32 protein-coding genes are annotated in these 26,567 nt (G+C 63.2%); 15 read left to right on the forward strand and 17 right to left on the reverse strand.

Annotated features, from left to right (window positions below; all coding sequences use genetic code 11):
* The first annotated feature begins 6 nt into the window (after positions 1-6).
* Both ACSMXN_RS15175 and ACSMXN_RS15180 read left to right on the forward strand, forming a co-directional pair.
* Positions 7-561 carry a hypothetical protein gene (locus ACSMXN_RS15175; RefSeq protein ID WP_022912945.1) on the forward strand — a complete coding sequence of 185 codons (555 nt, stop codon included), beginning with the start codon at positions 7-9 and terminating at the stop codon, positions 559-561.
* Positions 561-1,388, forward strand: coding sequence for an SDR family oxidoreductase (locus tag ACSMXN_RS15180; protein ID WP_035943524.1), 828 nt, complete (start codon positions 561-563; stop codon positions 1,386-1,388). Before ACSMXN_RS15175 ends, ACSMXN_RS15180 begins: the two co-directional genes overlap by 1 nt.
* Here the strand turns inward: ACSMXN_RS15180 and ACSMXN_RS15185 are convergent.
* The 5 genes from ACSMXN_RS15185 to ACSMXN_RS15205 form a co-directional block, all read right to left on the reverse strand.
* Positions 1,374-2,081: an LUD domain-containing protein gene (locus ACSMXN_RS15185; protein WP_022912942.1), complete on the reverse strand. Its 708-nt coding sequence runs from the start codon at positions 2,079-2,081 to the stop codon at positions 1,374-1,376. The genes ACSMXN_RS15180 and ACSMXN_RS15185 overlap by 15 nt on opposite strands.
* A complete protein-coding gene (locus ACSMXN_RS15190) occupies positions 2,078-3,520 on the reverse strand; it encodes a LutB/LldF family L-lactate oxidation iron-sulfur protein (RefSeq protein ID WP_022912941.1) in 1,443 nt (480 codons plus the stop codon). The genes ACSMXN_RS15185 and ACSMXN_RS15190 overlap by 4 nt, the downstream gene beginning before the upstream one ends.
* On the reverse strand, positions 3,517-4,263 hold the full coding sequence (locus ACSMXN_RS15195) for a (Fe-S)-binding protein (protein WP_022912940.1): 747 nt from the start codon (positions 4,261-4,263) through the stop codon (positions 3,517-3,519). The genes ACSMXN_RS15190 and ACSMXN_RS15195 overlap by 4 nt, the downstream gene beginning before the upstream one ends.
* Entirely contained in the window at positions 4,242-5,981 is a 1,740-nt protein-coding gene (locus tag ACSMXN_RS15200; protein WP_155958329.1) for an ANL family adenylate-forming protein, read from the reverse strand. The genes ACSMXN_RS15195 and ACSMXN_RS15200 overlap by 22 nt, the downstream gene beginning before the upstream one ends.
* A 199-nt stretch (positions 5,982-6,180) precedes the next feature.
* Positions 6,181-6,810: an isochorismatase family protein gene (locus ACSMXN_RS15205; protein ID WP_022912938.1), complete on the reverse strand. Its 630-nt coding sequence runs from the start codon at positions 6,808-6,810 to the stop codon at positions 6,181-6,183.
* A gap of 129 nt (positions 6,811-6,939) precedes the next feature.
* On the opposite strand from ACSMXN_RS15205, the gene ACSMXN_RS15210 reads away from it, so the two are divergent.
* Positions 6,940-7,137, forward strand: coding sequence for a hypothetical protein (locus tag ACSMXN_RS15210; RefSeq protein WP_022912937.1), 198 nt, complete (start codon positions 6,940-6,942; stop codon positions 7,135-7,137).
* A 41-nt stretch (positions 7,138-7,178) separates the two neighbouring features.
* Positions 7,179-7,361 (forward strand): hypothetical protein, encoded by a 183-nt coding sequence (locus ACSMXN_RS15215; protein ID WP_022912936.1) that lies wholly within the window; start codon positions 7,179-7,181, stop codon positions 7,359-7,361.
* 37 nt (positions 7,362-7,398) lie between these two features.
* On the opposite strand, the gene ACSMXN_RS15220 is transcribed toward ACSMXN_RS15215, so the two are convergent.
* The 3 genes from ACSMXN_RS15220 to ACSMXN_RS15230 all read right to left on the reverse strand — a co-directional run bounded on the left by ACSMXN_RS15220 (position 7,399) and on the right by ACSMXN_RS15230 (position 10,133).
* Positions 7,399-8,211 carry an SDR family NAD(P)-dependent oxidoreductase gene (locus ACSMXN_RS15220; RefSeq protein WP_022912935.1) on the reverse strand — a complete coding sequence of 271 codons (813 nt, stop codon included), beginning with the start codon at positions 8,209-8,211 and terminating at the stop codon, positions 7,399-7,401.
* Between the two features lie 48 nt (positions 8,212-8,259).
* Entirely contained in the window at positions 8,260-9,081 is an 822-nt protein-coding gene (locus tag ACSMXN_RS15225; RefSeq protein ID WP_022912934.1) for an SDR family oxidoreductase, read from the reverse strand.
* A gap of 203 nt (positions 9,082-9,284) precedes the next feature.
* Entirely contained in the window at positions 9,285-10,133 is an 849-nt protein-coding gene (locus ACSMXN_RS15230) for a phosphatase PAP2 family protein (protein ID WP_022912933.1), read from the reverse strand.
* A 143-nt stretch (positions 10,134-10,276) separates the two neighbouring features.
* Between ACSMXN_RS15230 and ACSMXN_RS15235 the strand changes: the two genes are divergently transcribed.
* Positions 10,277-10,651 (forward strand): hypothetical protein, encoded by a 375-nt coding sequence (locus tag ACSMXN_RS15235; protein ID WP_035943521.1) that lies wholly within the window; start codon positions 10,277-10,279, stop codon positions 10,649-10,651.
* Positions 10,652-10,672: 21 nt separating this feature from the next.
* On the opposite strand, the gene ACSMXN_RS15240 is transcribed toward ACSMXN_RS15235, so the two are convergent.
* On the reverse strand, positions 10,673-10,828 hold the full coding sequence (locus ACSMXN_RS15240; RefSeq protein WP_155958328.1) for a DUF1059 domain-containing protein: 156 nt from the start codon (positions 10,826-10,828) through the stop codon (positions 10,673-10,675).
* A gap of 160 nt (positions 10,829-10,988) precedes the next feature.
* On the opposite strand from ACSMXN_RS15240, the gene ACSMXN_RS15245 reads away from it, so the two are divergent.
* From ACSMXN_RS15245 to ACSMXN_RS15265, 5 genes are all read left to right on the forward strand, one after another.
* On the forward strand, positions 10,989-11,453 hold the full coding sequence (locus ACSMXN_RS15245; RefSeq protein WP_022912932.1) for a polyketide cyclase: 465 nt from the start codon (positions 10,989-10,991) through the stop codon (positions 11,451-11,453).
* A 15-nt stretch (positions 11,454-11,468) separates the two neighbouring features.
* Positions 11,469-11,972: a GNAT family N-acetyltransferase gene (locus ACSMXN_RS15250; RefSeq protein WP_022912931.1), complete on the forward strand. Its 504-nt coding sequence runs from the start codon at positions 11,469-11,471 to the stop codon at positions 11,970-11,972.
* A gap of 53 nt (positions 11,973-12,025) precedes the next feature.
* Complete coding sequence (locus ACSMXN_RS15255; RefSeq protein WP_022912930.1) at positions 12,026-12,877, forward strand: alpha/beta fold hydrolase; 852 nt, start codon at positions 12,026-12,028, stop codon at positions 12,875-12,877.
* 112 nt (positions 12,878-12,989) lie between these two features.
* The gene (locus ACSMXN_RS15260) at positions 12,990-14,039 is read left to right on the forward strand and encodes a TIGR03118 family protein (protein ID WP_022912929.1); all 1,050 of its coding nucleotides are present in this window, start codon (positions 12,990-12,992) and stop codon (positions 14,037-14,039) included.
* A gap of 279 nt (positions 14,040-14,318) precedes the next feature.
* Positions 14,319-15,581 (forward strand): cytochrome P450, encoded by a 1,263-nt coding sequence (locus ACSMXN_RS15265; protein ID WP_196811240.1) that lies wholly within the window; start codon positions 14,319-14,321, stop codon positions 15,579-15,581.
* A 34-nt stretch (positions 15,582-15,615) separates the two neighbouring features.
* On the opposite strand, the gene ACSMXN_RS15270 is transcribed toward ACSMXN_RS15265, so the two are convergent.
* From ACSMXN_RS15270 to ACSMXN_RS15290, 5 genes are read right to left on the reverse strand one after another with little or no spacing between them, the layout of a single operon-like run.
* The gene (locus ACSMXN_RS15270; RefSeq protein ID WP_051148834.1) at positions 15,616-16,266 is read right to left on the reverse strand and encodes a class I SAM-dependent methyltransferase; all 651 of its coding nucleotides are present in this window, start codon (positions 16,264-16,266) and stop codon (positions 15,616-15,618) included.
* 41 nt (positions 16,267-16,307) lie between these two features.
* Positions 16,308-16,613 (reverse strand): hypothetical protein, encoded by a 306-nt coding sequence (locus tag ACSMXN_RS15275; RefSeq protein WP_022912926.1) that lies wholly within the window; start codon positions 16,611-16,613, stop codon positions 16,308-16,310.
* Positions 16,614-16,670: 57 nt separating this feature from the next.
* Positions 16,671-17,642: a hypothetical protein gene (locus ACSMXN_RS15280; RefSeq protein WP_022912925.1), complete on the reverse strand. Its 972-nt coding sequence runs from the start codon at positions 17,640-17,642 to the stop codon at positions 16,671-16,673.
* Between the two features lie 5 nt (positions 17,643-17,647).
* Entirely contained in the window at positions 17,648-18,349 is a 702-nt protein-coding gene (locus tag ACSMXN_RS15285) for a hypothetical protein (protein WP_022912924.1), read from the reverse strand.
* Between the two features lie 53 nt (positions 18,350-18,402).
* Positions 18,403-19,377, reverse strand: a complete 975-nt coding sequence (locus tag ACSMXN_RS15290) for a LysR family transcriptional regulator (protein WP_022912923.1) — start codon at positions 19,375-19,377, stop codon at positions 18,403-18,405.
* 72 nt (positions 19,378-19,449) lie between these two features.
* On the opposite strand from ACSMXN_RS15290, the gene ACSMXN_RS15295 reads away from it, so the two are divergent.
* Complete coding sequence (locus ACSMXN_RS15295) at positions 19,450-20,658, forward strand: TDT family transporter (RefSeq protein WP_022912922.1); 1,209 nt, start codon at positions 19,450-19,452, stop codon at positions 20,656-20,658.
* Between the two features lie 16 nt (positions 20,659-20,674).
* On the opposite strand, the gene ACSMXN_RS15300 is transcribed toward ACSMXN_RS15295, so the two are convergent.
* On the reverse strand, positions 20,675-21,712 hold the full coding sequence (locus ACSMXN_RS15300) for a nitronate monooxygenase (protein WP_022912921.1): 1,038 nt from the start codon (positions 21,710-21,712) through the stop codon (positions 20,675-20,677).
* A gap of 107 nt (positions 21,713-21,819) precedes the next feature.
* Here ACSMXN_RS15300 and ACSMXN_RS15305 point away from each other — a divergent pair, with 107 nt between their 5' ends.
* The 4 genes from ACSMXN_RS15305 to ACSMXN_RS15320 all read left to right on the forward strand — a co-directional run bounded on the left by ACSMXN_RS15305 (position 21,820) and on the right by ACSMXN_RS15320 (position 24,385).
* Positions 21,820-22,278 (forward strand): SRPBCC domain-containing protein, encoded by a 459-nt coding sequence (locus tag ACSMXN_RS15305; protein WP_022912920.1) that lies wholly within the window; start codon positions 21,820-21,822, stop codon positions 22,276-22,278.
* A gap of 166 nt (positions 22,279-22,444) precedes the next feature.
* A complete protein-coding gene (locus ACSMXN_RS15310) occupies positions 22,445-23,266 on the forward strand; it encodes an alpha/beta fold hydrolase (RefSeq protein ID WP_022912919.1) in 822 nt (273 codons plus the stop codon).
* Between the two features lie 26 nt (positions 23,267-23,292).
* A complete protein-coding gene (locus ACSMXN_RS15315) occupies positions 23,293-24,024 on the forward strand; it encodes an alpha/beta fold hydrolase (protein ID WP_022912918.1) in 732 nt (243 codons plus the stop codon).
* A gap of 106 nt (positions 24,025-24,130) precedes the next feature.
* A complete protein-coding gene (locus ACSMXN_RS15320) occupies positions 24,131-24,385 on the forward strand; it encodes a cupin domain-containing protein (protein ID WP_196811239.1) in 255 nt (84 codons plus the stop codon).
* Between the two features lie 86 nt (positions 24,386-24,471).
* Here the strand turns inward: ACSMXN_RS15320 and ACSMXN_RS15325 are convergent, their stop codons facing one another.
* Both ACSMXN_RS15325 and ACSMXN_RS15330 read right to left on the reverse strand, forming a co-directional pair.
* Positions 24,472-25,476, reverse strand: coding sequence for an aldo/keto reductase (locus ACSMXN_RS15325; RefSeq protein ID WP_022912916.1), 1,005 nt, complete (start codon positions 25,474-25,476; stop codon positions 24,472-24,474).
* Positions 25,477-25,563: 87 nt separating this feature from the next.
* Positions 25,564-26,553 (reverse strand): UDP-glucuronic acid decarboxylase family protein, encoded by a 990-nt coding sequence (locus tag ACSMXN_RS15330; RefSeq protein ID WP_022912915.1) that lies wholly within the window; start codon positions 26,551-26,553, stop codon positions 25,564-25,566.
* Between the last annotated feature and the right edge of the window lie 14 nt (positions 26,554-26,567).

Here is a 26,567-nt window from a genome sequence, read left to right on the forward strand (position 1 = left end):
AACGCCATGGAGCTTGGTCTGCAAGGCCGGGTGGTATCGATCTGCGGTTCTGGCACGAGCGCGCTGGACGCCTGTGCAGACCTGCTCGTCCGCGAAGGCGCTGTCATTGCCGACGCAAGCGAGGCCCCCGCCGACATCGTCGTTGCGGCTGGCCGCCGCCAGCCAGGCAGCGACCTCCTTGCGCTCGACGGAGTCGACGACCTTTATCACGCCTGGGACGATGTCTTGAATGCGGTAAAGAGCTATCGCGCCGCGCTACCGCGCATGCTGGAGAACCAGTGGGGTCGATTCGTCTGGATCGGTACCGCGCAGGCGAAATCCGTCGACGCCGAGCAGGACGAGCTTTCGGCAATCGTCTCACTCGGAATGCTCGGGCTGCATAAGGTCGTGACCGGCGAGGTCGGCCGCAACAACATCACCGCCAACGCCGTCCTGCGAGGCGGGCAGGCGACGGACCAGGACGTCGCGGACACCGTAGCGTTCTTGTGCTCGGTCGGTGCCGGCTACCTCAGTGGCGTGACCATCAGCGTCGATGGTGGCGCCGGATCGGCGGTCTACTGATGGATTACGGCATCGACGGCAAGGTTGCGATCGTCTCTGGCGGCAGCCGTGGTATTGGCCGTTCCATCGCGCGCGCCCTGGCTTCGGAGGGAGCTGCGGTCGTCATTGCAGCCAGAACGCAGAGCAATCTGGATGAGGCGATAGCCGACCTCGAGCAGATCGCGCCCGGCAAGGTGGCCGGGATCAGCGCCGATATGACAGAACCGGCCGAGGTCGACCGGGTGCTGGACCTGGCGCATCAGCGTTTCGGACCTGTGGGGATCGCCGTCAGCAATGTGATCGGCCACGTCATCGACGCCGATAAGGAAGGCGAAGGGCCCGGGGCCGGCACCTTCGAATCGATGCCGACACCGGCCTACCGCGATGAGTTCAAACAGCTGCTGATCTCGTCCTGGGCCCTGGCCAGGGCTTGCGTGCCGGACATGAAGGCGGCCGGTTGGGGGCGGATCTGCAATATCGGTTCCGGTGTGGCCCGCGAGCCGGCAACGCATCTGCCGCACCTGCTTCCAAACGTCGTCAGGCCGGCGGTAGCTGGCATGTACCGGCTGCTCGCCGCCAGGTTGGCGACCGATGGAATCACTGTCAACAACATCCTCACCGGCTCGATTCTCACTGAGCGAAACCGTTCCTACTGGATCTGGCTGGCCAAGGAGCGCGGTGAGACTGTTGCGGAGGTCTCAAGGGAGATGACCGAGCGAATTCCCTTGGGACGGATGGGCGAGCCAGAAGAAATGGCCGCCCTCGTGGCATTCCTGTGCTCGAACCGAGCCGGCCGGGTAACCGGACAGTCGATTCCCGTCGTGGGTGGCGGTTCAGCCCACCTCTGAGCGTGCGTCACCGCTTTCAGCTGTGATGAGGAGGACGTCCAGCACGCGTGGACCATGGACACCCTCGACTCGTTTGAGTTCGATATCGCTCGTGGCACTGGGCCCGCTGATCCAGGTCAGCGGACGTTCCGGCTGCAGCAGGGCAACCGCGTCCGGCACGATCGCGACAATCTGTTCCGGCCAGATGATGACGAGCAGGTAGTCGGTGAGGAGGCTGAGCGCCCGACGTCCCTGGCCGGGCCCGGCATCGAGCACTATCGTGCCCGTTTCTGCAATGGCAACCGCGCAGGTGCTGATGGTGCCATCGCAGGCGTCCATTGCTTCGGTAGTCAGCTCGTTGTCGCTGATCGGTTCGATAGCGGCCCGGCTGAGGAGCTCGGACGGAAACCCGGGCGGAACGATGACCGTTCGTACTCGGCGAGCGGCCAGCACATCGGCGATAGCTTGCCCGATATTCACAACGGAGGACCGATGGACGACCGCGCGATAGTCGCTGAGTCGGTCGGCTAACTGTCCCGCCAGGTCTTGGCCGCCGTCGGCATCAGCGTCGCCCGCATCGCGGCGATTGGCATCGCCGCGACCAGCAGCGCGATACCCGCGCACGACACTGACTTCAGCGCGAGTCTGGCCTAGCGCGTTCCCTATTCTTGCGAGAACCTCCTCGCGCGCACCTCCCGAGGTTGCTTGCATCATCGGTCGATCCACCAGTCGCGAAACGATTGAGCCGGGGGCTGGGGGATGTCACGAGCCCGCACCCAGGCTGACAACGGTGGCGGCAGCAATCGTCGCCCACGCAGCAGCCGACCCAACCGAGCCGCGCGAAGTGCCCTCCTCCACCGAGCCGGGTCACCCATCGCCCACGCCCCGGCGGCCATCAGCGTCCGTTCCGGGTCAGGCAGCCGATGACGGGTAGCTTTGTCCGCATTCACTTCAGCCCGCAGGTGAACGAGCATCGTCGGAATATCGATCGCGACCGGGCACGCATCGAAGCACGCGCCACACAACGTTGAGGCAAACGGTAGCGAAGCGTTCTCGGCTACTCCGGTGAGCTGTGGGGATAGCACCGCGCCGATCGGGCCAGGGTAAACCGAACCATAAGCGTGACCGCCGGTTCGTTCGTACACCGGGCAGACATTCAGGCACGCCGAGCAGCGAATACACCGCAACGCCGCACGGCCATCAGGGTCAGCCAGCGTCGCGGTACGGCCGTTGTCGAGCAGCACCAGATGAAACTCCTCCGGCCCGTCACCGCTGTGAACACCTGTCCACATCGAGGTATACGGGTTCATCCGTTCGCCCGTCGATGATCGAGGCAGCAATTGCAGGAAAACCTCCAGGTCCTGCCAGGTCGGCAGCACCTTCTCGATTCCCATCACCGTAATCAACGTCTTGGGCAACGTCAGGCACATCCGGCCGTTGCCCTCGCTCTCGACGACGACCAGCGTGCCGGTATCGGCAATGGCAAAGTTCGCGCCGCTGATTGCGACTTGCGCATTCAGGAACTTTTGCCGCAGGTAGCGCCGCGCCGCTTCAGCCAATTGAGCCGGGTCATCGGTCAGGTCGGGATCGACGCCGACCATCTCGCGCAGAAAGATTTCACGGATCTCAGCGCGGTTGCGGTGAATCGCGGGTACCAGAATATGGCTCGGACGATCTTCGGCAAGCTGGACGATCAATTCAGCTAGGTCCGTCTCGTGCGCGGTGATGCCCGCTGCACCCAACGCGTCGTTCAGGCCGATTTCTTGGGTGACCATCGACTTGACCTTCACTACCTCGTCGGTTCCAGTTGCCAGAACCAGCTCGGTGACAATGCGATTGGCTTCGACCGCATCGCGTGCCCAATGTACGACACCGCCGCGCGCGGTCACTTGCTCCTCCAGCTGAAGCAGGTACCGATCGAGATTGGTCAGCACTTCATCCTTGATCGCCGCACCTGCTGAGCGCAGCTGCGCCCAGTCAGGCAATTCAGAGACCACTTGAGCACGCTTGGCACGAATGGTCGCAGTCGCCGAGCCCAGATTGCGGCGAAGCTGCGAATCGGCCAACGCGGCCTTGGCGGCCTCAGGAAATGAGAGCTCCCCGCGCAGATCGCCGACGCCGGGTGACGCATGTGGCATACCAAGAAAGGTCATCGCCGTACCGACCCAGCATCGACGCTGGCCAGGATCTCGGCGAGGTGCAGAGTGCGCACGCCGGTGCGCAGCCGACTCAGACCACCGCCGATGTGCATCAGGCACGACGAGTCGCCGGCCGAGCACACTTCGGCTCTCGTGGCCCTGACGGCGGCGAGTTTGTCAGCAAGGATGGCTGTCGAAACATCATGGTTCTTGATCGCGAACGTGCCGCCGAATCCGCAGCAGGCGTCGGCGTCTGGAAGCTCGACCAGGTCGATCCCCCGCACGTTTCGAAGTAACCGCAGGGGTTTGTCCCCGACGTGTAGCAGCCGCAACGAGTGACAAGTCGGATGGTAGGTGACCCGATGCGGGAAGTAGGCGCCGACATCGGTCACGCCGAGAACGTCGATCAACAATTCCGATAGTTCATAAGTACGTTCGGCGAGGTTGACTGCTGCCTCGGCCAGAGCCTCGTCGCCACCGCGACGGGCGATGCCCTCGTGCTGATGACGAACCGAACCAACACACGAGCCGCTTGGGGCAACCACTGCGTCGAACCCGCCGAATGCTGCCACATGATTTCGAACCAAGGGCAACGCCTGATCGGGATAACCGGTATTGATGTGCATCTGCCCACAACACGTTTGTTGCAAGGGAACCTCGACGTCGTGGCCGAGTCGTTGCAGGAGCGCTACCGTCGCTTTGCCGACATCTGGAAACAGACCATCAACGAGGCACGTCACGAACAGAGCGATACGCACTGCGCCTCCTGGATCACACCAACCGCGAGAACGCTTGATCTATGACCCGATAGTAGCCGGGCCGGCCGCGGCGCCGACGGGCCGCGGCGATCTCGTGACCTGGCCCTCCAACCTGAGCCCCTACCTACCAACATCGCTCCAGCATCGCGGGCGGCGTTCTTCAATACCGTGCCGATGCTCGAACGATCCGGTTTTCCCTGCTCGGTAATCGGGATCTTGTCGACGATGAGCAAGGTTGCCGGCACCAGATCGGGGCTTTGCCGCGCGATGTAACCGCGAAGATCGTCCACGCTTACCTGGGTTCCAGGCGCGCACACCACCATCATCGCGAACGCATCGGCACCGTGCAGATCGAGAGGTAGCGCGACGGCGTACCGAACATCGGGATGGCTGCACACTGCGTCTTCGATATCGACCGGCATTACCGTCCGTCCGTTCAGGTGCCGGGCATCGGCCAGGCGGCCCCGTACCTGCAAATAGCCTTGCGCATCGAGCCTGCCGAGATCGCCGGTGCAGTACCAGCCGTTGGAGAAGGCCGGTTGGGACCGGCGGCCCCAGTAGCCATCGGCGAGTCCCGGAGTACGGACCACGATGGCGCCCTCGACGCCGGGCTTGGCGTAGGTGCCGTCCGGCCCGACAACGCGCAGGTCGACGCCGGGCAGCACTCGACCCGTAGTCGCGAGGTGCCCAGGCCGCGACAAGTCATATTCCGGGCTGGCGAGCACGCTGATGAGGCCGGCCTCGCTCGCACCGTACGGATGGACCAGAACCGGGCCGATCCGTTCCAACAGTCGTCGTCGCAGACTCGCGGGCGCCGTAGCGCCGATATGGCTTAGCGCAACCAGCGAGGAATGATCGCGCACGAGCAGATCGGGATGATCGATCAGCTCGACGAGCAACGGCTCCACCAGACAGAGATGCGTTATCCGCTCCGCCTCGATCGTCTGAAGCACCGCAGCGGGATCGAAGCCGTCGCGCAGGATGACGCGGCCTCCGCCTAGCAGCGTTTGGTCCGTCAGGACTTGCGCGATATAGGCGAACGGCGTGCAGATCAGAAGCTTGTGGTCGGCCGCCGGGGGGCCCGCGACTGCACGCGCGTAAGCCCCGAAGCTCCGGCGGCTCGCCTTCGACTCGCCGGTCGTACCCCCAGAGGCGATGAGCACCGCGAGGTCCTGGGGCCCGACGCGAGCGGGAACCGCCGCCTGCGACGGCGTCGTGCTCAAGGCTAAGAGGTCGACGTCGGCTCCTGACACCGGACCGATCGAGTAAACGACCGGCACCAGGTTCTCGGCGGCCGCGAGACAAGCCGCCGTAGCGGTCCGTGGAAACACCACGAGTACCGAGGGTGCGATCTTGGCTATGAACCCGGAGAGGCGGGAGACGGAGCCGGTGTTCGGGCAGTACACGGTCGCACAGCCGATGAGGTGTGCTGCGTAACGAAGCGCTAGCGCCTCGGCGGAGATGTCGGCCAGGATGGCTATCCGATCGCCGCGGTCGAGGCCCCGGGCAGCCAACGTCTGCGCCAGCCGTAGGACGAGCGCGCCAAACTGCTTGGCGCTGATATCACGGTCTGGATCGCTGAGCATGATCGCGTCCGGTGTGCTCGAACACCGATCGAGGATCCGCTCGACGTAGGAACGAAAATCGCTCGGGCGGTCACCGCCGGCTACCACCTCTGGATCTTCGTAGCAAAGGGTGGACGCCAACGTGCGGTTCATGATGATCTCCTCGTGACTGTGTACCGGTCTCGGTTCCGCCCGCAAGGGCACCCGACTGAGATCGATACTGCCGTCGGCCGATACTCGCTGGAATCGACCGGTTGGCTGATGACGAAGGGGATCGTCAGGTCCACCGATTGGTGGACGTCCTCACGCAGGGCGCATCAAACGCGGCCCATCACTAAGCACCGAACGAGGGTTACCGAGTCTCAGCAGCCCGCTGCCAGCTCGCTACGATCTCATCAACGGTCACGACCGGTGCGAAGGGCCTGATGCTCTTCTGAAGGACTTCGTCCCCGTAGCTTCGCGGAAATCCACCAGAGGCATCGCTGACGACGATCGCGTCAAAACCTTCGTCGATCGCGTAGATCATCATGGAAAACACCCCGGCATTGAGCGTAATGCCGCCGAGGACGAGGGTTCGTACACCGAGTGCCCGCAGAATCGACACGGCGCCAGAGCTGCTCAATCCGCCCATACCGCCGAAGCGGGGAACGATGAAATCGCTTTCGGCGACTCCGATTTCCGGCATGATCGCGCTGAACTGATCCGGGTCGAGGGCAGGGCCCTTAGGTCGGGTATGACGAGAAACGACACCTCCGGTTCGGCCGCCCCTACCGTCAGCGCGAGGGCGAGCGACGGTGTGCATGACCGCTGCGTCATACGTCCGGGCAGCCTGAACCAGTCGGGCTACGTTGGGAATGATCCATCGCGTTTCGTCCGCGATGGCCGGCAGCACTGACTGATCGCCCATCACCCCGACCTGACACTCGTTGATTACGACTGCCGTGTGTTCCGGCTTGACGAGATCGCTTATGTCGATTGGCACGTGCGGCTCCGTGGGGTAGTTGGCGTCTGGGGCCGGTTGTATCAGTGTTAATCGAAACCGGCAAGAGTTCTCGAAGGCTCCTACTATCCAAAGAGAGCCTGCAAGCAGCACGTGCAAAGGAGGGCGACCATGACCAGTCCGCACGACGAGCCGAATCTCGATGACGTCTTCGAACCGACTGAATTCGCGCCACGTGACCACCACGAGCACGGAAAGGCCCCGAGTCGTCCGAACGACGACGAGCTTGCCCATCGCACCGAAGAAGAGCGGGTGCAGGCCGGCATCGACGACTATGACCCGGACGAGGTCCCACCAGCCACCGACTAGCCGCTAGGCGCTGGCCAAATTGGCTTGCTAGTTTCTGAGTCGTGGTGAGCTACCGGTTCCTCGACGGCATGGGTGATGTCGTGGCTGAGCGTGATTTCGCCGACCACGCCGCCGCCTTGGCCTGGGCGCAGGAGGAGGACGAACTCGACGACGAGATTCAGCGGGTGGAATTCCTTGGGCCGCAAGGGGATTGGCGCTGGGCGGGGCCGTTACAGGGCCGCTAGGCTAACTCTCGGGATCGGCGATGTAACGCTGGCCAGATCACGGCTGTTCGGTAGGCCTGATCAGGACTTCGTTGATGGCAATATGACGGCGGCGCGTGACGATGTAGGCAATCAGATCAGCGATATCTTCTGCCTGCATCCTTTCGATGTCGCCGAATCGAGCACGGATACCGTCCAGGATCTCAGGCCGATTGTGCCCGCTCAGCTCGGTCTCTACTGCGCCAGGTTCGACCAGGCTCACTCGAACGTGACGCTGAGTCACCTCCTGACGCAAGGCCTCGCCGAGCGCACCGACGCCGTGCTTGGTGAGGTTGTAGACACCGCTGCCGCTTCGCGGGACTCGACCCGCCACGCTGCTGATCAACACCAGGTCCGCGACGTTCCTCGGCGCCTGTTGCGCGGCCGAAAGCAGGTGCGGAAGGGATGCATGAGCTGTGTACAGCAGCCCGGAAACGTTGATGTTGACCATTCGGTCCCACTCCTCGACCGGCGCATCGACGACCGGACCGAGCAACATGACGCCGGCATTGGCGATGACCGTGTCGAGGCGACCGAACTCCCCCACCGTGGCCGTCACCGCGGTTTCGACCTCTTCGCGTGAGGTCACGTCCGCCTCGATGACGAGGGCGCGCCCGCCGCTGCGGATGATCGAGGCAGCGAGATGTTCGAGTCGGTCCCGGCGTCGGGCGACCAGCGCGACCGCCGCACCGTGAGCTGCCAGTGCCGTTGCTGTAGCCGCACCGATTCCGCTGCTCGCACCCGTGATCAGCGCTGCCGTGTCGAGGAGTGCAGTGCTTCGCGGCGCCGAGTCCTGGCTTGGCGAGGACGGGGATGAGGATGAAGTCGTCATGTCCGCAGTTCTACACGCTCGGCGCGACGTGGTGTTCTGCCACCAGCGTCACTGCAGGCCAAGCATCATCCTGATGGCCGGCGCGTCGTAGGACCCGGTGAGCCCCGAGCTGACGTAACCGGCGTCGTTGATGATGTTCATGCCGCTGAGGTTGCTCGCGGCCTGGCTACAGAGAAAGACCAGTGGGTAACCCTGCTGCTCAGGCGTGGACGCCTCGATGCCGGTGTCGTCGCGGTAATCCTTTGCGAATCCGAGCCACGTCTCGGCGTGCGCGCGTGCCAACGGCGTGTCGGTCGGGCCGGGCATGATGCTGTTGATCCGCACGCCGCGTCGTAGGAACGGATAGGCCTGCCGGGCTACGTAGGCGCAGATCGCCTGCTTGGACCATCCGTAGGTCGCGGTATCAGGATTGGCCTCGATCCAAGCCGAGGCAGCATCGAAGTCAGGAGTGTCGAGGAATTCGATGAGGCGGGGCAGGTTCGCCTCCCAGCCGAGACCAGCTACCGACGAGATCATCGCGATGGCAGAGCCTTTGGGCAGGTTGTCGCTCTCGAACAGACGGTCGATAAGGTGCCGATGGCCGATGAAGTTGGCCTTCTCGATGCCGGCGGTGCCGTCGGCGACGCCAGCGCACGACAACAATGCATCGACGGGCCCGCCGACCTGGGTCAGCGCTTCGTCAATACTGGCGCTTTCCCGCAGATCCACATGTACCGCCTTCACGCCGGCAATGTCGATGTCCTGGAGGTCGAAGACGATCACTTCGGCTCCAAGGTCGCGGATGATCGCGGCCGCGGCGGCGCCCATACCGCTGGCGCCTCCGACAACGAGCGCGCGCTTACCGTCGAATCGAAATGCGTCGATGCCCATGCGCAGAACCTTTCGGTTAGGGCGAGAGGGTCCAGCCGCGAAGCTCGCCCGCTAGCGCTCTGTCTCGCGTGCGCCCGCCGCGCGCGCCTACTCGCCGATCATGAACTGCTTTTGCCTGATGGTGCCATTGATCTGACGGTCGCGCGAGACCCAGCTGTGTTGTTTCATCACAACGACGCAGGCGTCGCCCCTGGTCAGTTGATTTACCGCTCGGCCCGCAGTGCCGGGGCCGCGACCACCGACCGCAGCCGTTGGCGAAAGATCTGTCGATGCAACAAGGTCGATCGCCAGGCCGTTCGTATTCCGTAAGTGCTCCACGCACAGATCGACAGGATCAGCACCGCGACGATCCCGTCGAGCCACCAATGGTTGCCCGTGGCGATAACCACGAACACCATGATGGCCGAGTGCGCCGGGCCGATATAACGCCACTGACTGGTGCTGATTCGCCAGGTGTAATACCCGACCAATACCGCCCAGGCGACGTGCACCGAGGGCATCGCAGACAACTGATCGATGGGCAGGCCATTGCTGTAGACCGACTGCCCGTAGAGAAGGCCGGTGTCGACAATGCCCGGGAGCATCCGCGGCGGCGCAACGGGTAACAGTTGGACGAGCAGGCAGCAGAGGGTGGTCCACGCCATCACCATCCGCACCGGTCGGTAGCGGTCTCGATGCCGGATGAACAGCCAGATGAGAAAGACCAGCATCACCGAGATGTGCATCGCGGCGTAGTACAGGTTCGCGCCTTCAACGAGCAGCCGGTGCCCGAGGATGAGTTGCTGCAGATCCGACTCGGACGGCAAAGGCAGGTTTCGTTCGAAGCGCTCGATCCAGCGCGACCGTTGAAAGGCGCCGTCGGTGCCGGTGACCGAAATTCGGCCTGCGAGCTGCCACAATCCGTACAGCACACCGATGACCGCGGTCTCTCGGGCAAACGCTCCGACGGCTCGCACTGCGCGACTGGTCGACAAGGCCATACCACCACCGACCACCGTCAGCACCGCCGCCACCTCGCCGGAATGCTGCCAGGTCAGCCCTACGGTCTGCACGCTATGACTATGCCGGTACTGCCGGCTGCGCGCTAAAGCGGGCCGTCTTCACTGCCCCAACCGGACGCGCACCGAGGCACCGAGCTGCTGGTGGTTGTTCACCCCGCCAGACTATGGCCGAGCGCCTGCTGAATAATTAACTCATGAGAGGGCCTGGCTTTGAGAACATGGCAACGGTGCTGGTCAATCCAGCCGTGCTCGATGATTTCGAGCTCGACCTGATGTCGCATGACTTCCGGGTGTGGGCGGTGCACGCCACGTCGACATTCGCAGACGGGCAACAAGCGGCGATGCAGATCCGTCGTGCGCTCATTGACTGGAGCAACGGGAGATGGCAGATCGCAGCGGACTGGACCGTCGTCTGGATCACCTTCGGGGACAGCTGGCAGGACGGTGACAACCCGATCCCCTGGCCAGCGCATGATGCGTTGTGGAAAAAGCTGGCGGAATACTCAGAGAACGTCCGTTACAACCTCGGCCTCGGGGGCGTACCGAAGCTGGGAGTCCCTCGGGAGTAGCGGCCTGCAGGGTGTGCGAACTCAGACCTCCTGCGCGCGGGACAGAATCTGCTCAGGGGTGTATTTGCCAGACATCTCGGGGTGCGCAGCCGCGAAATGTGCGTTGACGCTTTCTACAAATTCTTCGTCAGTCTCGCCGGTCAGTGCTTCGCCGCATGGGCAGGTCATGGCTTTCACGTGACGTTCCTTTCGCAGAGATCTGAGGACGGTTCGACACTACCGATCTTCCGCGCAAGCCGCAGCAGGAGTTCTGGCAAGCAACGTCGTCGTTGACGATGTCGTCACATCTATAGTTCGTCGAGCCAGATCTGTACCTGCGGCAGCGCAGGATGATCACATGTACGAGCAGTCAGCGACGCAACTGAAGGTCACCCAGAAGACTGAGGCGGATGCGAGCGCCATCTTCGCCATCTTGGCCGACCCGCGCCGCCACGCCGAGATCGATGGCTCGGCGATGCTGGTGGCAGCCGTGGGCAGCACGGTGATCACCGGTGTCGGCGAGATGTTCACGATGCAGATGCACATCGACGGCATCGGTGACTACCGCACCGAGAATCACGTCGTCGAGTTCGTCAAAGACCGTCGCATCGCTTGGATGACTGCAGGCGTCGGACGGCCACCCTCTGGCCAACACTGGAGCTGGCAGCTCGAGCCGCTGCCAGGCGGAGGATGCGCAGTCGTTCACGTTTACGATTGGTCGCGCGTCACCAATCCGAAGATGCTTGAACGCGTGTCATTCCCGCTTGTGCCCGCAGCAGATCTGGAACAAACGATAGCCCGCCTAATCGGCGTATCGGTTTAGCGATGAAGGAGAAGGATGTCGGCCCAGCCCATCGTGGTACGAAAGCGCACAGCGCAGGACGTGCCAACGTGCGTGGACATACTCCGCCAAGTCCACGGTGCCGATGGCTATCCCCTTACGTGGCCGAGTAATCCGGCGGCATGGCTGACGCCGACCGGCCAGATAGCGGCCTGGATCGCTGTGCAGGCGGGCGTCGTCACCGGCCACATTGCCTTGGTACGAGGCGCGCCTCGAGGTGACGCCAAAGCTTTCGCGGAGGCAGAAATTGCTCGACTGTTTGTTTCCCCAGCCGCGCGCGGGGTTGGCGCAGCGGCCGAGCTGGTTGACGTCGCCACGCAGTTCGCACACTCCCAGGGTCTGACTACCTGGCTTGAGGTCGCCGAGGACTCCTTGGCCGCTGTCAGCTTCTACCAAGGGCGGGGCTGGAGATTGATCGAGTCGGCGCCGGCCTCCTGGACGACAGCTGAGGGTCGGCGGCCAACTGTCCTCAGATACCTCGAACCGGCGCCGGGCCGCTGAACAATTCACGACCCGGCAGGCTGCATCTCGCGTGCGGATTAGGATCCATATCCGTGGTTACCGAGTCGGATGTCGAGCTGAGCGATGGTCGGACGCTGCACGTCTATGACACCGATCCCGAGAGCGCGAACACGCACTTGGCGGTCTTCTGGCTGCACGGCACTCCGAACACCGGAGCACCCCCGGAGCCGTTGTTTCCGGCCGCCGCCAGGTATGGCATCCGTTGGGTTTCCTATGACCGACCGGGGTACGGTCCGTCAACGGTGCAACCTGGCCGAGCGGTGGCGGCAGCGGCTGGCGACGTTGCCGGCGTTGCAGATGCGCTGAGCATCCAACGGTTCGCGGTAATGGGACATTCTGGCGGCGGCCCGCACGCGCTGGCCTGCGGCGCTCTCCTGCCCGGACGTGTGCTGTCCGTCGTTTCTGCGTCCGGGTTGGCTCCACTCGGCGCCGACGGTCTGGACTGGTTCGCAGGTATGGCCGCGGCCGGTGTGGCGGAACTGCGGGCAGCCATCTCGGGTCGTACTGCGCTGGAGAACTACCTCGCATCCACGGACTTCGATCCAGAGCAGTTCACCCCGGCAGATCATGCCGCGTTGGAGGGAAACTGGTCCTGGCTCGCTGGTGTGGCGCGCGAAGCATTCGGAGCTGGGACGGACGGGATGGTGGACGACAATCTGGCCTACGCCGCCCCTTGGGGGTTCAGCCCGGCAGAGGTCGCCGCACCCGTGCTCTTTCTGCACGGTGGCCAGGATCGGATCGTGCCGAGCTCACATGCCGTGTGGCTCGATCGTCATACCCCTTCGTCTGAGCTCTGGTTGCGAGCGTCCGACGGCCACGTCTCGGTGCTCGATTCCGGCCCCGCAGCGCTCGAGTGGATCTCTGCCCAGCACATTTCCGATTAGTGACTTGTGGGCTGGTCGTTTATTTACGGCGCAGATCTGCGCGAGGTTGAACCGTCCCGATCCTGTGAGCGTGTTAAGTCTGTCCGCTCATTTTCTAGGGAAGGAGTGTGCGATGCGTTCAAGCACACTGCGGCGGGGAACGGCGTTACTCACTACAGTCGCGGCATCGGGATTCTTGGCGTGGTCCATACCCGCCGCCGCTGACCAAAGCGATCGGGGGTCCTACGTCGAGACCGTGATCGTCTCCGACCAGGCCGGCATCGCGCCCGTCACCGATACTCACCTCGTGAACCCCTGGGGTATCGCGTTCGGCCCGACGACTCCGCTCTGGGTCTCCAACAACGGCACGTCGACAAGCACGTTGTACAGCACGAACACCGGCCCGACCCAGGTGCCGCTGGTGGTGACTACCCAACCAGGGCCGACCGGCGTCGTGTTCAACGACACGACCGAATTCACCCTTCCGGACGGCACTCCGAGCAAGTTCCTCTTCGACAGTCTGTCCGGCCAGCTGTCGGCCTGGGGAGGAGGCACCCAGACGACGACAACGGCAAGCGTGTCGGGCACGGTCTTCACCGGTCTGGCTCTCGCCCACACAAAGGATGGTGCGCGCCTCTACGCCGCTGATGCTGCAACGACGAATGTGCTCGTGTACAACGGCAAATGGCAGCTCGACAGCATCCTCAAGGACCGCAAGCTGCCTGCTGGCCTCACGACCTACAACGTCGCGGTGATCGGCAAGAACATCTACGTGAGTTACGCGCCGCCACCCGGCGTGCAGTCGGCGGTACACGGCGCGATCGACGTCTACAACCTCGACGGCAGCCTGCAGCGTCGCTTGATAACCGGCGGCGTGCTGGATGGGCCGTGGGGCATGGTCATTGCGCCGCACACGTGGGGTCGATTCGCCGATGCTCTACTGGTCGGAAATGAGGACGGCGGCCAGATCAACGCCTTCAACCAGCACACCGGACGCTTCCTGGGCACGGTGCGCGACGCTCACAACCAGCCGATCGGAGCGGACGGATTGTGGGGAATGGCGTTCGGTAACGGTGTCATCGGCACGCCGAATGACCTGGTGATCGCTATCGGCACCGACGAATACCAGCACGGCATCGTCGCGCTGGTCCACCCGACACCCAAGAAGGCTCATCACAGCTGATCAGTGATAGGCCGAGTTCAGACGCTGGGTCGGGTCTGTCGCCGACAGCCCGGCCCAGCACTGACTGGCCGCGCCGTATCTTCACTTGCGGAGTCATTACTACGTGGCATTCAGCGCTGAGAGTCGGTGCTTACATTCGGTGCTGACATTCGTGCCGATCTGATCTCCAGTTTCCATCGCGAAATGAAGATCGGTGAGTCAAAGCGCGTCCGTGATAAATTCCTGAATAGAGACAGTGTCTGTTCCGAGAAACCGGCTGATCGTACGATCGGAGACAAAATGACTCAAGAACTTCAGGCAGATCCGCGAGATGCGGTTATTTCCGAACTTTGTCCGTTCAGCGACGTCATCACCGATGGCCGCAATGATCGGCCACCACTCACATCATTTGACGAGTACGACCGAATCAGGCAAGCAGGCCGCCGTTTCACGCTCGGCACCGGCGATCTGATCTATACCCGTGCAGACGATATCCGCGACATCGCACAGCAGCCAGAGATCTTTCACAGCAAGGCCTATGATCCCGTGACCGGTGAGCCTGCTGCGTTCACCTTGGTGCCGCAAGCGATCGACGGGCCCCTGCACGGTATCTGGCGCCGTTTGGTGGGCCCATTCTTCGCTCCCGGTCACGTGGCGCAATGGGAAGCGTCAGCACGTGTGCTGGCGAATGATTTGATCGACGACTTCATCGACGACGGTCGTTGCGACTTCATCAAGCAATTCTCGCTGCGCTTTCCGACCTCGATGTTTCTAAAGCACGTGATGGGCCTTCCCGTCGACCTGCTGGAGAAGTTCCTGAGCTGGGAAATGGACATCATTCACGCTAAGGACGATGACCCGGGCGCCGCTTACCAACGGCAGGTCGCAGCACAGATCGAAGTGACGAAGTACTTTTCGGACATTATCGCTCAACGGCGCGCCCTGTCACCGGAAGACCGCGGAACCGATCTGACATCGCTGGCCATGAGCTGGAAGATCGACGGCGAGGACGTCAGCGATCAGGACTTGTTGTCCTTCTATCTTTTGATGTTCATGGCTGGACTCGATACCGTCACGGCTGAGCTGGGTTACGGCTTCCATCATCTGGCTACTCACCCCGCAGATCGCGATCGGCTGGTGCGCGATCCCAAGATCATTCCCAATGCTCTCGAAGAGTTGCTCCGCTTCTATCCGATCGTGAACATCAGCCGCACCGCCATGGCCGACACCGAAATCGACGGCTGCCCGGTCAAGGCCGGTCAGCGGTTCACATTGGCCCTGTCTTCGGCGGGCCGCGACGATGAACAGTTCGAACATGCCGATCAGGTGGACTTCGACCGTCGCGACCTCTCACACATCACCTTCGGCGTCGGTCCGCACCGCTGCCTGGGCTCGCACCTTGCCCGGATGGAATTGATGGTGGCGTACGAGGAATGGCACAAGCGCATTCCCGAATACCAGCTCGACGAGAGGCAAAGCTACGACGAGTCTCAGGGCGGCCTGTTGGGGCTCAATAGCTTGCCTTTGATCTGGAACACCGACACGACCCACCCGCGCGCCTGACTCGACGCTCCCCGGTAAAGCCAACGGTTGGGGGTCAAGCTCGCCGAAGGAGCAGGTAAGACCGGTCGCTGGCGTGTTCGTGACCATCGTGAGGCGCGCGGTCTAGCCGAGCCACCAACTCGAACCCGACGTCGGCCAACGTTTTTGCCTCCGCGGCAGGGTCGAGAAATCGAAATGTCAGGTCAACGTCCTCATCCCACCAGCGCGTCATCGTCCGGGAGTCTCCGGCCGGGTTTTCGGCATCCCGAATGTGAAACGCCACCAAGGCGTGCCCGCCCGGGCACAGGACGCGAGCCAGTTCTGCGTACGCCAGGGCGCGATGCTTGGCGTCGAGATGAATAACGGCGTACATGCAGACCGCACCGGCCACCGCACCTGACCGGATCGGAAGCGCAGCCATGTCCGCAACGCAGACTGGCAGCGAGCTATCGGCACCCGCCGCAACCGTGCACATGGCCTGGGATAGATCGATACCCGTGACCTGGACGCCCCGCTCGCGAAGATACCGACCGACATGGCCAGGTCCGCAGCCAACATCGAGGACAGCCGAACCGCCGACCAGCTCGCAGAACCCATTCAGTAATGCGCGATCCAAGGGCTTCGTGCTCAGTTCGTCTGCGATCTCGCTCGCGTACTGGTCAGCGACCAAGTCGTAGCTCCGGCGCGTATTCGACAGCTCGGACACGCTCACAAACTAACCTGAACGCGGACGGTTGACCAATGGTTTCAGACAGGAAAGGCGCGCTCGAGTTCCTTCAGGCACTCCCCGGTCGGGAGAAAATCCCCGCGTCGTAAACCGGTAATCATGTCGCTGAGGGTGTGGTCCTCACCGATGAAGCGGCCATCCTCGGCAACGGGACGGACAACGTGCTGCCGAGCAAGGTGATATCGCCGCTCGGACAGAAAAAGGGCTATCGCGAGATGGTTGCGATAGAGGTCGCCGTGCACTTCGAGCAGCGCCGCAACGTTCAAGTTGTCGCCGTCAGGAAGGGATGAGTGGTCAAAATTCAAAAGATCGCGGTCGGAGACCATCGGTTCATCTCACCAGCAGTGCGACCCAGGTGCAAGGAACGGACGAAAACCTCACATTCAGGGAGCCTCGTTCTTGAATTGGTATTGCACCCGCACCGAGTCGGACAGCGGCACGACGAGCGTCGAATCGCTTGCTGACCACCGATCGGGCACCAGAAACATCCGGTTGTCGCCTTCGATAAGCAGTCGCAGATGCCGGTACCGGTAGTGAAACGTCTGTCCCTGCGAGGCGGGCAGTACCGTCTCCTCGACTCCAGGGTCGCGCAGGAACAGCCGCTCGTGGGTGTCCAGGATGACGCTGGGAAGTCGATCGAGGTGATTGGCTTGGTAGTGCGCCAGGCCCCGCCCCGACCATTGTGCGATGGTCGCGGTCGCCCAGAAGATGTTCGCCACGATCACCACGAAGATGAGCACACTGCCCGAGCGCCGGAGTGCGACCATCGAACGATCTGCATGTGCACGCGCTGCCTCGCCGATTGCATCGTCGGCTGCATCCTCGGCCGAGGCCGTCGGTGGTCTCGGACGCAGCACCGTTTGAATACGCGAGGTATAGGCAACCAAGGCCGCACCGGCAGCGAGCACCAGCGGAGTGACGAGGTTGAAGAAGCCCCACTCACGTAGGTACGGATAGCTGAGCAGCAACACAATCCCGGTGAACAGCATGCCCAGCCCGGCCCAGACTGCCTGACGGGCCCGCGCGCGATATCGCGCCAGTCTGGGCGCCTCTTGCGTGCGCGACGCGACCACTCCGATACGCCGGCTTATTCCGGCGTGCAGCCGAAGCAAGCCGATGCCGAGCAAAGTCAAGGCCAGCAGCGGCACGAGCAATGGCTGAGGGCTGCGCATCACGTAGTCACGAGTACTCAGGCCAATGGTGTCGACGTCGACGCCGAAGTAGTCGAACTGAGCTCGTGAGGAGACGTAACCGAAGTAGAACAGCAGTCCACTCAGTACCGTCGCGGGCGCGACGATCGTCGCCGCAAAATTCACCCAACGCTCGAGTTGCCCAGCTGAGCTCTCGGCTGCCATCGCAGTCAACCGCCAAAGACGTGCGGGCGCGGGTGCGACCAGGAATCCCCGCCTTCTGAAGGTGATCCCTCGGTTACCGAGGATGATTCGCTGGCCCCGCCTACATTCTCGTGTCGGGCCACGAAAGCCACCGAGGATCCAGGGCCGTCATTGACCGCCTTGCCGAAACTGGCGCAGCTGTTCTGGTCTGCGCATTCGACCGTAGCCGAGACGATCAGAGTCACGTCGCCTACTGCATCAGCGATCTGAGTACCAGCGGCCACGCAAGCAATGTCTTGGGTGTCCTGTGCCCAGTGCCATGAGTTGCAGGACGGCTTGTCCGGCGGGCAGGCGTTGCCGCCGATCTGGAAGATTCCCGACGGCAGCGTTCGAAAACCGTCGAGAGCGATGTTGATGCCAGGGGGAATCGGTTTGCTGCCAACCCAATTGACCTCGACGCATTGCTGCGCGCCGCTGTCGTCACCGACGGCGCCACCGCCGACCGGGAGCGACGCGAGCGAGATCGAGGGGCCGCTTTGCTGGCTCTGCTGTGGAACCTCCGGGCCGGCGCCCTCCGTCGCCGGCGTCGTGTCGTCGGCGGTTACGTTCGCGTCCACGGCCGAGCCGGCCGAGGTCGTTGAATCGGTGGCTTTCGTGCCGCAACCCGCTAGGAGAATTATCAGCACAGCGAGCACCGCGCCACCGCGGATCCTTCGGGCTGCGTTCATGGCGAGCCACCTCCGAGTGGGAACCTCTGCATCAAGGAGGCGTGACGCGGGCGTCAGATACCGGCCTCGGAGGCACCTGCCCGAGCTCGGCCGGCCGCCAGGCTGATCAGATCTCGCGCCGCGCCGGCTGGAGGTGTACTGGAGCCGACCCAGACCGCTCGCAGGGTTCGCTCGAGCCGGAGCCCGGCTACCCGAACGGTTCGGAGCCTGCCTGCAGTCAAGTCATCGGCTACCGCCAGTTCGCTGAGCACCGCGGGTCCGGCGCCGGCTATTACCGCCGCCCGTACCGCGGCGCTCGTCGACAGGGCAAGCGCGGGCGCGCTCGGCGTTGCGCTGGGACCCAAAGCGGCATGCAGGGCTGACTCGAGGGCGTTGCGAGTGCCCGATCCTTCCTCGCGTGTCACCAGTGGAGTGCTGGCCAGGTCCCGTGGGCTCAGCGGCTCGCGGCGACGGACCCATGGATGATCAGGGCGTACGACCACCACTAGCCGGTCGCGTCCAACGCTGCGGCTACGGAGCCCACGTGGCGCTGACGGGCCTTCGACGAAGCCCACATCCGCCGCTCCTTCGCGCACATCGGCTGCTACCGCGTCGCTGTTGGTCGCCCGCAGGACGACGTTCACCGGGACGGCGCCTCGGCTGGTAGCCGCTGCGTTGAGGGCGACCAACCACGCCGGCAGCAATTGCTCGGCAATCGTGAGGCTCGCGCTGACTCGTAGCCGCGTGACTCTGTCGTTGCGCAGCGACGCCAGCCCCGCATCGAGTTCGGCGGCGACATCGAGCAACCTCGCCGCCCACTCGGCAACGACAACTCCAGCAGGGGTGAGGGTCGAGCCGCGGGCCGTCCGCGTCATCAGTACGACGCCGGTTTGAGCCTCGATCGAGGTGATACGTGAAGACACAGCCTGTTGGCTCACCCCCACCTCGGCGGCGGCGGTGTTCAGGCTAGCTGTTCGCGCCACCACAAGCAGTAATTCCAGCGCGGCGAGATCAGGGACGTGACTGCTGAGCACATTGATTCCCCTCATACAAACCAGGGTTGTAACCATACAACCATGACACCCCTACTCGCGAACCGAGTCTGCGGGCACTGTGAAGCCATGAGCCTCAGGACGTCAGCGCCGCCGACACGAGGTATCGACGGCCGGGCAGCGGTGCAGACCCAATATGGCCGCGGTGGCAGTCACCGGCTGGCCCGCTTCGGACTGCTCGCCGAGTTACAGCGTCCGAGCGAAGTGTTCGCAAACCTGACGCCGAACTGGTTCGCCTCGATCATGGGAACAGGGATTGTCGCGGTAGCAGCGGCGAGTTTGCCCGAACAGTGGCCAGGACTGCATGCCTTCGGGGTAGCGATGTGGGCTGCGGCCTCGGTGTTGTTCATCGCGCTGAGCGCAGCCACAGCCGTCCACTGGATCCGGCACCCTCAGACGGCGCGAAGCTATGCGGTGCACCCGGTGATGGCGCATTTCTACGGCGCGCCACCGATGGCCATGATGACCATCGGTGCTGGAACAATCCTGCTTGGCAAGGACATCATCGGTGTGCATGCGGCGGTCGATCTCGACTGGATGATGTGGACAGTGGGTACCATCACCGGTCTGGCTGCGGCGACGATCGTGCCTTATCTGATGTTCACCCGACATCGCCTCGACGTGAGCGATGCCTTCGGCGGCTGGCTCATGCCCGTAGTGCCGCCGATGGTGTCGGCCTCCACCGGGGCGCTTTTGATCCCCCACGCCGCCGCAGGCCAGATCAGGCTCACGATGCTGATGACTTGCTATGCAATGTTCGGCGTGAGCCTGCTCGCGTCAGTCTTTGTCATCATGATGATCTGGAATCGTCTTGTCTTCCACAAGATCGGTGAGGCGCGCATGGTGCCGACCCTCTGGATCGTCCTTGGCCCGCTGGGCCAGTCCGTCACGGCGGCCAACCTGCTGGGTGGCGTGGCGCATGAAGCACTTCCCGCGCCGTACTCAACCTCGCTGCAAGCATTCGGTGTTGTATACGGAGTGCCAGTATGGGGATTCGCACTGCTGTGGGCGGTTATCGCGGGCGCGATAACCGTGCACGCCGCACGAGAGGGGCTGCCCTTCTCCCTGACCTGGTGGTCATTTACCTTTCCTGTCGGGACCTGCGTCACTGGCACCAGCGCGCTCGCCCTGCACACCGGATCGGAGCTGTTCCGCTTTGGCGCGGGGCTGTTCTACGCCGCCCTGATCTTGGCGTGGGCCCTCGTAGCCGCCCGAACGGCACACGGCAGCATCAGCGGACGCCTGTTCCTCGGTGGCACCGGCCCGGTCACCCACTGACACCTGCCCGCTTGATTCAGGCAAGGATCGCTTGCGACAAGCGGGCGAGAACGACGCCGACCGGTTCGGCTGTCGCATTGCGGTAGCCGGTCCCGGCCCACAAGTTGACAAGCTCGGGATCGCCCGCAGCGGCCGCCGCTCGGCGTAGCCCGCTTGTCAGGTAGTGCACTGCGGGGTAGCCGGCCGGAGCTTGGGCATCGTATTTGTCGACGAAGCGGTTTGGCAGGGCTCGGGCCGGACGCCCGGTGAACGCGCGGGTGACGACGGTCTCGCCGCGAGTCGGGTCGGCTAGGGCGGCCTTGTATACAGCCGAGGCGCCGCTCTCGTCCGTGAGTAGCAAGACCGTTCCCACCATCACGAAATCGGCACCTGATCGTAGGGCGGCCGCCACGTCGGTCGCGGTCGACAGGCCGCCCGCGGCGACCAGCGGCAGCCTGCTTTCTTCATGAATCGTCGCGACCAGCACTGACAACGGCATTGCGGCGACTGGTCGATGCGGTGTCATGGTGCCCGAGTGACCGCCCGCTGCGGCCGCCTGAACGGCCAACACCTCGATGCCGGCCCGCTCAGCCAGTCTTGCTTCGGCGACGGAGGTCACGGTCTGGATCGTGACCGTCCCTGCCTTCCGAAATGCGCTGACGATCGCCGGATCGGGAACGCCGAAGGTGAAACTCACAATGGGTACGGGCGCTTCGAGCAGCAGTTCAAGCTTGGCGTTCCAATAGTCGTCGTCCTCGATCGGTTCGACCTCGCGCAGATCGATTCCGTAATTCTGCGCATCCTCTTGAATGGCCGCAGCGTAACGCCGGAACTCGATCGGGTCCACCGGAACAGGGTTCGGGGCAAAGAGGTTCACTCCGAAGGTCTCGGTGTCTTTGCGGACAGCCTGGATCTGCTCGGCCAACAGCTCAGGTGTCTTGTAGCCACCGGCCAGAAAGCCGACGCTGCCCGCCCGCGCCGCGGCCGTGACCAGCGCCGGCGTCGTGGGGCCTCCCGCCATCGGCGCGGCGAGAACCGGGTTGGCAAGCTTCAAATTCGCCAACGGTGCCGTCACTGCGTCACGCCTGCCATATCCATTGCCGAGCGCCTCCTGTCAGGACCTGCGCGATCCGTCCTCAATCAGAAACACTAGGACTGGACTCGTCGCGATAGGTTGGCGGCATGCATTCGACGCGAGTCTCGGGCCATGTGCGCGCACCCCGATCGACGGTGTATGAGGCTCTACTCGATGCGGACGCGATCTCGAAGTGGCGGGCGCCGAACGGCATGAGTAGTTGCGTTCATGAGTTCGACGCCCGGGAGGGTGGCCGCTTTCGCATCTCGCTGACCTATGACGCACCGGATCGGGCCGGAAAGTCCACAGCTCATACCGACACCTATCACGGGTACTACGCGAAACTCGTTCCGAACGAGCAGGTCGTCGAGGTAGTCGAGTTCGAGACGGCCGACCCTGCGCTTCGGGGGACTATGACGATGACTACCACGCTGAGCGACGCCGCCGGCGGCACAGACATTGTCGTTGTACACGAGGGGATTCCTGATGCTGTGGCCGCTGCCGACAACGAACTGGGAACCCGGATGTCACTCGACAACCTGGCAAGCCTCGTCGAATCGAATTAGCCCCACGCTCTGCATCTAGGCCTCTCCGGGGAGCACGGTGCGCGCAAAAACTTAACGGCCAGCGCAATGGCTTAATCGGGGCAGAGCGGGTCACCATGAAATGACAGGTCGGCCAGCCTGGCCGGTCGGCGTCAACACATACCTGTCATAGTCGGAGGCGCGCCCCATGCCCACAGTCACTACTTCGGACGGCGTCGAGATCTTCTACAAGGACTGGGGCGCGGGCCAGCCCGTCGTCTTCAGTCATGGCTGGCCCTTGACTGCTGATGTCTGGGACGGCTCGGCCAACTTCGTCGCATCGCGTGGCTTCCGGGCAGTCGCCCATGATCGGCGCGGTGGTGGCCGGTCGAGTCAGCCGTGGGACGGCAACGACCTGGACCACTACGCCGACGATCTGGCAGCCGTGATCGAGGCGCTTGATCTGACCGACATCGTGCTCGTCGGCCATTCAACGGGCGGCGGTGAGGTCACCCGTTACATCGGTCGACATGGAACCTCCCGAGTATCGAAAGCGGTCCTGCTGGGTGCGATCCCACCGCTGATGCTCAAAACCGATGCCAATCCCGAAGGGCTGCCGATCGAGCCATTCAATGACATCCGAAACGGCGTATTGGCCGACCGGTCACAGTTCTATCGCGATCTCGCCTTTCCGTTCTATGGCGCCAACAGGGACGGTTCCAACGTCTCGCAGGGCGCGCGCGACGCGTTCTGGCTGATGTCGATGACTGTTGGGATCAAAGGTGCCTACGACTGCGTAAAGGCATTCTCAGAAACCGACCTGACCGAGGACCTGAAGAAGATCGATGTACCAACGCTCATCTTGCACGGTGATGACGACCAGATCGTCCCGATCCAGGCGTCGGCGCTCAAGTCGTCGAAGATCGTGCCGAACGCAACGCTCAAGATCTACCCTGGCGCGCCACACGGCCTGACGGGTGCGCACGAGCAGGAGTTCAATGCCGATCTCCTCGCCTTCATCACCACCTAGCGATTCTGAGAAACGAGGGAACTGCGATGACCGAAGTCAACTCTCAGTCTGCCACCGTCGCTCTCGTGCACGGTGCGTTCGCCGATGCCGGCAGTTTTGCTGCGGTGACGGAGCTGCTGCTTGCCGCCGGCGTCAAGGTCCAGGCGCTCGTCAATCCACTTCGCGGTCTGGCCATCGATTCTGCCTATGTCGCCAGCGCAATCTCGCAGATCCCGGGACGGGTTCTGGCTGTTGGGCACTCCTATGGCGGCGCCGTGATCACGAATGCCGCAACCAACACCGACAACGTCGTCGGGCTGGTCTACATCGCGGCTTTCGCTCCGGATGAAAACGAAACGCTCGGCGAAGTCGAAGGCACTTCGCGAGATAGCGCGCTCGCACCGGCGCTGATGCCGGCGCAGTACCCCACCGGCTCAGGCAGCGAGACGGCCGTCGAGCTCTACGTAAACCCGACGGCCTTCTTCGATGTCTTCGCCAGCGACCTTCCCACGGCGCAGGCCGGCGTTCTCGGGGCCTCCCAACGACCGGTTGCCGCCGCGGCGTTCGACGAGAAGACGGGCGTGCCGGCGTGGAAGACCTTGCCATCCTGGGCTGTGGTGGCAACCGGCGACAAAGCGGCCGGCGCCGACGTCATCCTTTCGATGGCGCAACGGGCAGGCGCCGAGATCTTGGAGATCGACGGGTCGCACGTGATCATGATCTCCCATCCCCAGGAGGTCACCGACGTGATCCTCAAAGCACTGCAGTCGGTGGGCTGATCTGGTGTCGACTCCTGATCAACCAGCCGACGCGCTGGCCGGCAAACTTAAGCGCACCGAGGTTCAACACAAACCTTCGTCGATTCCTGGGCGCGAAATTGTGCAAGTGCTGACCGAGATCCCGTGCGGAGTGGAGTCGGGCTGGCACATCCACCCAGGCGAAGAAGTGGGCTTCATCCTGGCCGGGACCGTCGAGATGATGATCAGGGATCAGCCGACCCTGCACCTGACGACGGGCGACGGTTTTCTCATTCCGCCCCGGACCCCCCACAACGCGCTCGACATCGGCCCCGACACCGGCCAGATGCTGTCCACCTACATCGTCGAGATTGGTCAGCCCCTGGCAACGTTCACTTCGTAATCACCGACAGCCGATTGACTACGCGAGCCGATTGACTACGCGAGCCGATTGACTACGGGAGCCGATTGACTACGGGACCCGATTGACTACGCGCGGGTTGGGCTGTCTCCGTACGCGTGCGCCTGCTGATATCGAGCACCCGCCGCGACTCCGGGCGGGGTAATCGAGTTCAGTCGGTCGAGATCGTCCTGCGTCAGGTCGACGGCCGCCGCGCCAACATTCTCCTCGAGATAGGCACGGCGCTTGGTTCCAGGAATCGGGACCACATCAGTGCCTTGCGCCATCACCCAGGCGAGCGCGAGCTGGCCCGCGCTGCATCCCTTTTCTTGTGCCACCTCACGCACTCTGTCCACCAGGCGGAGGTTCGTGTGGAAGTTCTCTCCTTGAAAGCGCGGTTGGGTAAGGCGCAGATCGCCCTCGCCGAACTCATCAGGGTCCGTCAGTTTGCCAGTCAGAAATCCTCGTCCAAGCGGGCTGAACGGAACTATCCCGACACCCATCTGCCGTGCCACGTCGAGCACATCGTTCTCGATATCCCTCGTCCACAGCGACCATTCGCTCTGCAGGGCGGCAATCGGATGAACCGCCACCGCGCGGCGAATGCTGCTGGCGCTGGCCTCCGACAATCCGAGGTAGCGCACCTTGCCGGCGGCGACCAATTCCGCCATCGCGCCGACAGTGTCCTCGATCGGAACGGTCGGATCGACCCGATGCTGGTAGTACAGATCGATGCGATCCGTCCCGAGCCGCCGCAAACTCGCGTCGCAGCTCGCGTGAACGTACTCAGGCCGGCCGTTGATAACCATTTTGCCGCCGACGCGGGAGAACGTGAACTTGGTGGCCAGCACGACTTCGTCGCGGCGCCCGGCGACGGCGCGTCCGACCAATTCTTCGTTCGCACCACTGCCGTACACGTCGGCAGTGTCCAGAAAATTCACCCCGACATCAAGCGCACGTTGAATCGTGGCGATCGATTCGGTTTCATCGCCCTGTCCGTAGGACTGCGACATGCCCATACAACCAAGGCCCTCGGCTGATACGGTCAGACCGGAGCGACCCAGCCGCCGCTCTGGAGCTTCGATTCGATTCATGGTGACATTCTCTACCTGTCGTCGCCGCGACTTCTTTGCGGCCTTCGCTGCTGGGCGTCACAGACGGTCGAACTCGGTCAGGTTGGATCAGCTGGTGAGCGTCAGTTGGTTGCGGAAGTACTCGACAGTCCTTGCCAGGCCTTCGTCGAGCTGCACCCTGGGAGCCCAGCCCAAACTGTCACGGGCCTTGTCGATCACGGGTCGACGGCGGCCAGGATCATCCGACGGAAGTGGACGAAACTCGATCTGAGTCCCCAGGCCGACGAGCTTGATGATCTTCTCGGCAAGCTCGATCATCGTGAATTCGCCAGGGTTTCCGATATTGATCGGACCGGTGACATCGTGCGGGGAGTTCATGAGCCTGATGAGGCCATCTACCAGATCGTCGACGTAGCAGAACGAACGCGTCTGCGAGCCGTCCCCAAAAATCGTCAGCGGCTCATTGCGCAACGCCTGCACGATGAAATTCGAGATGACCCGGCCGTCGTCGGGCTGCATGTTCGGCCCGTAGGTGTTGAAGATCCGCGCCACCTTGATCGGCAGGTCGTGCTGTCGCCGGTAGTCGAAGAAGAGCGTTTCCGCGCAGCGCTTTCCTTCGTCATAGCAAGAACGGATGCCGATCGGATTTACGTTGCCCCAGTAGCTTTCGTCCTGCGGATGCACCGCCGGGTCGCCGTACACCTCAGACGTTGAAGACAGCAAGACCTTCGCGCCGGTGCGTTTGGCCAGGCCCAGCATGTTGATGGATCCGTGGACGCACGTCTTCGTCGTCTGGACCGGGTCGCGCTGGTAATAGATTGGCGATGCCGGGCAGGCAAGGTGATAGATCTCATCGACTTCGACGTACAGCGGAAAGGTCACATCGTGACGCATCACCTCAAGTGACGGCAGATCGAGCAGATCGCCGATATTGGCACGACTGCTTGAGTAGTAGTTGTCGACGACGAGGACTTCGTGCCCGAGCCCTAGCAGGCGCCGGGTGAGATGCGAACCGATGAAGCCGGTGCCGCCCGTGACGAGGATTCGTTTGGGTCGACTGGCGGCCGCAGCTGTCGCGGGGGTGGTTGGGACTGTCATGCGCGCTGTCTCCT

The organism is Parajatrophihabitans canadensis (assembly GCF_053764775.1).